4 protein-coding genes are annotated in these 4,783 nt (G+C 45.7%); 3 read left to right on the forward strand and 1 reads right to left on the reverse strand.

The window, feature by feature from the left end; translation table 11 throughout:
* Nucleotides 1-129: 129 nt before the first annotated feature.
* Both VIP81_RS25835 and VIP81_RS25840 read left to right on the forward strand, forming a co-directional pair.
* Nucleotides 130-1,026, forward strand: a complete 897-nt coding sequence (locus VIP81_RS25835) for a type 1 glutamine amidotransferase (RefSeq protein ID WP_331968046.1) — start codon at nucleotides 130-132, stop codon at nucleotides 1,024-1,026.
* A gap of 12 nt (nucleotides 1,027-1,038) precedes the next feature.
* Entirely contained in the window at nucleotides 1,039-2,247 is a 1,209-nt protein-coding gene (locus VIP81_RS25840) for a hypothetical protein (RefSeq protein ID WP_331968048.1), read from the forward strand.
* A 97-nt stretch (nucleotides 2,248-2,344) separates the two neighbouring features.
* Here VIP81_RS25840 and VIP81_RS25845 read toward each other — a convergent pair whose 3' ends face one another.
* Complete coding sequence (locus VIP81_RS25845; protein WP_331968050.1) at nucleotides 2,345-3,103, reverse strand: hypothetical protein; 759 nt, start codon at nucleotides 3,101-3,103, stop codon at nucleotides 2,345-2,347.
* A 175-nt stretch (nucleotides 3,104-3,278) separates the two neighbouring features.
* Here VIP81_RS25845 and VIP81_RS25850 point away from each other — a divergent pair, with 175 nt between their 5' ends.
* Nucleotides 3,279-4,532: a hypothetical protein gene (locus tag VIP81_RS25850; RefSeq protein WP_331968052.1), complete on the forward strand. Its 1,254-nt coding sequence runs from the start codon at nucleotides 3,279-3,281 to the stop codon at nucleotides 4,530-4,532.
* The last annotated feature ends 251 nt before the right edge of the window (nucleotides 4,533-4,783 follow it).

The raw sequence follows: 4,783 nt of genomic DNA on the forward strand, positions 1-4,783 counted from the left end.
AAGATTTTAGCGAAACTATCCGCTTATATCTTCTCTAATCTTTTTTAATCCTGTAAAACAATCCTGAAATCATCAAAATCAGTATAATCCTGGGTAAGACAATATCCGCGTATTTCGTAATTTTGCAGTATGCATCCAATAAAAAAGAGCTGGAAAGTTGCAGTGCTGGATATGTACGAGGGTGTTCCCAACGAAGGGATGCGCTGTATTCGTGAAATATTGGCAAAATATGCCAGTATGCATGCACTGGACCTGCAATTTGATGAATTTGAAGTACGGCAGCAGATACAGGTTCCTGATACTTCCTATGATATTTATATTTCTACCGGCGGCCCTGGCAGCCCGGTAGATAGCGAAGGCAGTGCCTGGGAAACCGCTTATTTTTCCCTGATAGATGAACTACTGGAATGGAATCGTGTGCAGGAAGTGAAGAAGCCCGTATTTTTTATTTGTCACTCTTACCAGATCATGTGCCGGTATTACAAACTGGGCAATGTATGTAAACGTAAATCCGCTGCATTCGGCGTTTTTCCCGTACATAAAACGGCCGCAGGTATGCAGGAAAAAGTGTTCAGCGCCCTCCCCGATCCTTTTTATATTGTGGATAGCCGGGATTGGCAGGTGATAGAACTGGACTACGAAAATCTTCAGGCTATGGGCGGACATGTATTGGCGCTGGAAAAAGAAAGACCACATGTACCACTGGAACGCGCTACCATGGCCATCCGGTTCAATGAGCACTTTATTGGTACGCAATTTCATCCGGAAGCAGATGCCGCCGGGATGCACATGTATCTCCAACAGGAAGAAAAGAAAAAGCAAGTGGTGAACAACCACGGCATAGAAAAATATAACAGCATGATCAGCCAGCTCACTGATCCGGATAAGATTATGCTCACCCACGATCGCTTCATTACCGCTTTCCTGGATTATGCTATTTATGGCGGACTGTCGGAGCGACTGGCTGCCATTGAGCGCCTGGTACAGGTGGCCGCACATACGGATAATGAGCACTCGTTCTTTTAATTGAAAGACACCATGATCCCTGCTATCAGAACATCTTATAATCAGCAATTTACACCGGCGCAATACCAGGCTTTCCTGGACGGTATTGCGGCAGATACCGGCGTAGTACCCGCTTTCCGCATTGCGGAAACACCGGTTTTTGTACCGAAAGCACTCACCGATAAACTGGTACAGGCCTGCGAAGAAATCGTGAATGTCATATTGCGTCCCGACTTTAAAACTATTACGCAGGACGCTATTCCGCCGGCGCTGAAAGTGCCGCATGAAAATGAGCATCCCCATTTTATTGTCATTGATTTCGCCGTGTGTAAAACAGAAGATGGTTCACTTGCACCTCAACTTATCGAGCTACAGGGCTTTCCCACCATGCTGGCTTTTCAGGAGGTGATGGCCCGCCGCTTTAAAACACATTTTAATATCCCGGCTTCCTTCAGCAACTTTTTTAACGGATTGGATGAAACGTCCTACTATCAGCTGCTACGCGACATGATTGTTGGTCCTTATGCACCAGAAGAAGTGATCCTGCTGGAAGTAAAGCCGGAAGAACAAAAAACCCGGATTGATTTTCATAGCACTGAAAAAAATCTGGGCATTCCTACCGTTTGTCTGACTTCACTTATACAGGAAGGAAAAAAATTATTTTACCTGAAAGATGGCGTTAAAATGCCCGTTCATCGCATTTATAACCGCATCATTTTCGATGATTTGCAACAGCAGAGCGATGCCCTGGGCGAGCATGTAAACCTGTTCCAGGACCTTGATGTGGAGTGGATCACACACCCTAACTGGTTTTACCGTATCAGTAAATACATGATGCCTTTTATTCACAGTGAATATGTGCCTAAAAGCTGGTTCCTGCATGAATTACCGGTCATACCTGCCGACCTGGAAAATTATGTATTAAAGCCCCTCTTTTCATTTGCAGGACAAGGTGTATTGATAGATGTTACCGCAGAAGATATTGACAAGATAAAAGATCCCGAAAACTGGATCCTCCAGCATAAAGTAAAATATGCCCCAGCCATAGAAACGCCCACCGGGCCCGCTATCTGTGAAATAAGAATGATTTATATCTGGTTAGACGGCGCTGCGCGCCCCATGCTGGTACACAATCTTGCCAGGATCAGCAAAGGCAGAATGATCGGGGTAGGATTTAACAGCAAGGATACCTGGGTAGGCGGAAGCACAGGCTTTTTTGAAAGCGAAAAGGATAAAGCATAAAGCAAAAAGCTATTGAAGCGAGTCATTGTAGCGGATTGTTGTTCGCTGCGATGACTCGCTTCAATAGCTTTTTGCTTTATGCTTTATCTTTTCTGCTCTATTCAGCATCAAACTCCTCTATCAAGGGTCCATGCGCGTATTCATTCTTACTTCCTACGCCTATGGCCAATTCCACGTTCTCACTGTTTTTTACAATCAGGAAAGGCTGTCCATATTTTTGTTTACCGGAAAAAATTACTGCAATGTCTGTACAGGAAAAAACATCTGATTTATGCAGTGTAATTTCTTTGTTGTCATCGAGTACATTTTCTGTTTTACGATTGTCTTTCCGGAGATGTAATTGTTTACCTACATACTGCCGCTTCAGCCATTCATAGTTACCATTGATAATCACGGGTGTATTGACCAGATTTTCCGCAGGCACCTGGAAAAGCAGGAGTTTCCGCTCCTCGTCGCGGAGTGTAAATATCAGGGTGGAAGTACCGCCATCCAGGCTTTGCCGGTCGTAGTCCACAATTCGGAAGGTTTTATTTTCTACTGCTTTGTAGGGAGTATAAAAATGTCCGCCTTTAAGTACACTTTTATAAGGTACTTCCACTACTGCTTTCACTTTAATATTATCCAGCAGGGTATCTTCCTTGTTCTTCACCAAACGTTTAGGATTCAGTTTCAAAAACGTGATGTCCTGCCCCACCAGGGTGAGCTGGGCAATATCCGCCGAAAGGTGCTGAAAGGCAATGCTGCTGTCGTAAGGAATTAAAGTTGGCTTCTTCTCTGTGTCCCTGTACTTAATCTGTGCGGAGGCGCTGCAAGTGGCTGCCATCGCGAAACACAGGGATAAATGTTTCAATTTCATATGATCAAAATATGCGCAAATATATAATGTAATAAATTGTTTTTCCCTTATCTGCATCTATCTGCAGATATAATAAAACATAACGGCGGGTTGACAAATACATTGCGTAGTGCCTCCCTAACTTGCTAATAATAACATATTTTTATGTTTATATGTCAACTTAATACCTATCCTTATGTTTAGTAACCTGGCCATAGATGTGGCCCTTGGCCTTATTTTTATCTATCTCCTGTATAGTTTGCTGGCCTCTGTGATACAGGAACTGGTAGCCAGAATTTTTAATTCCCGGGCCCGTGTACTCACCAAAGGTTTACGCCGGATGCTGGAAGATGATGACCACAGCGAAGACCTTGGCTGGTTTGGAAAGTTTACCTTCTTCAACTGGTTCTATGAACTGGGCTGGAGCATTGTTTACTTTTTTGAGCCTTTCTACAGAAGCCCTTTTCTTAGAAAATTCTACAACACCACGTCCATCCGCAATCTGGGTGAAAACAGTGCTGCTTCAAGGCCCGCGTATATTAGTCCGCCGATCTTTTCACAAACGATGGTACACCTACTGCGAAGCAGCTGTAAAGCACATGAAAGCACCCAGGCGGATAGCCCGGATAGCCCAACAGCACCAGCAGGCGACTCCGGCGTTGAAACGGCATATGCACAGCCACGGTCTGAAAAACATATATCTGCACGTGGAGAACTTTTAACTGTGCCGGCGCCCACACTCACCGATGCGCAGGCCATCAAAGCGGCGCTGACAAACAACTATTTACAGCTAAGTCCCGCTGTACAGGAGCATCTGCTGCAACTGTTTGAAGATGCCCGCCACGATGTAAAAGCGTTTCGCATCACCATGGAAAGCTGGTTCAACGAAACCATGACCCGCGCCAGTGGATGGTATCGCAAACAAACCCAAACCTGGCTCTTATGCATCGGCCTCGCCATTGCTGCGCTATTCAATGTAGACTCCATTGCCATTGCACGGATCCTGATGAAAGATAAAACGGTACGAACAGAGATGGTGCAGCTGGCCAGCAGCCGTACGCCCGCTTATACAGCTGTAACGGATACGCTTATACGCAAAAATGTACTGCATAAAGACAGTGCCTTTTATCGTACAGATACTTCTCTTCGTGTATTCGTGAACGATACCTCCCTGATTGGCGTATACGCCATGCTTCGCAACGATGCCGGCGACGCCGGAAACGTGTTGGGCATCAGCAGGGCCTGCATCACCGACAGCAGTAGTGGACATGCCATCACACGCTGCGGCTATACGCACCCTTTCCAGCAAAACAACGCACTCATTTTTGCCGGCTGGTGTATTACTGCCCTCGCCTTATCGCTGGGAGCGCCCTTTTGGTTTGATTTGCTGGGTAAAGTGGTGAAATTCAGAACAGTAGCCCCACCAGGCGATAGCACTGCGGCGCAATGAGCGCCGCAGCCCGCACGGCTGCAGGATTGTTGCTATGCTGCAAACCGACAATACTACTACCTTCACTTAAGAAGTTATTGTAAATTTGTGGATCTCCTCATTTCCTAAAATATACGTATGAAACGCACCAATTATTCCTCCGGGGCCATGTGGGAAAGTAAAGTAGGCTACTCCCGGGCAGTAAGAGTGGGTAATATCATCGAAGTATCCGGCACCGTAGCGTCAGACAACGATAAAGTAGTGGCAGAAGG

It is taken from the genome of Chitinophaga sp. (assembly GCF_036566945.1).
Classification (GTDB): Bacteria; Bacteroidota; Bacteroidia; order Chitinophagales; family Chitinophagaceae; genus Chitinophaga.

Coding starts and splice junctions, on each gene's coding strand:
- VIP81_RS25835 (WP_331968046.1), top strand. CDS start 130: ATGCATCCAATAAAAAAGAGCTGGAAAGTTGCAGTGCTGGATATGTAC.
- VIP81_RS25845 (WP_331968050.1), bottom strand. CDS start 3,103: ATGAAATTGAAACATTTATCCCTGTGTTTCGCGATGGCAGCCACTTGC.
- VIP81_RS25840 (WP_331968048.1), top strand. CDS start 1,039: ATGATCCCTGCTATCAGAACATCTTATAATCAGCAATTTACACCGGCG.
- VIP81_RS25850 (WP_331968052.1), top strand. CDS start 3,279: ATGTTTAGTAACCTGGCCATAGATGTGGCCCTTGGCCTTATTTTTATC.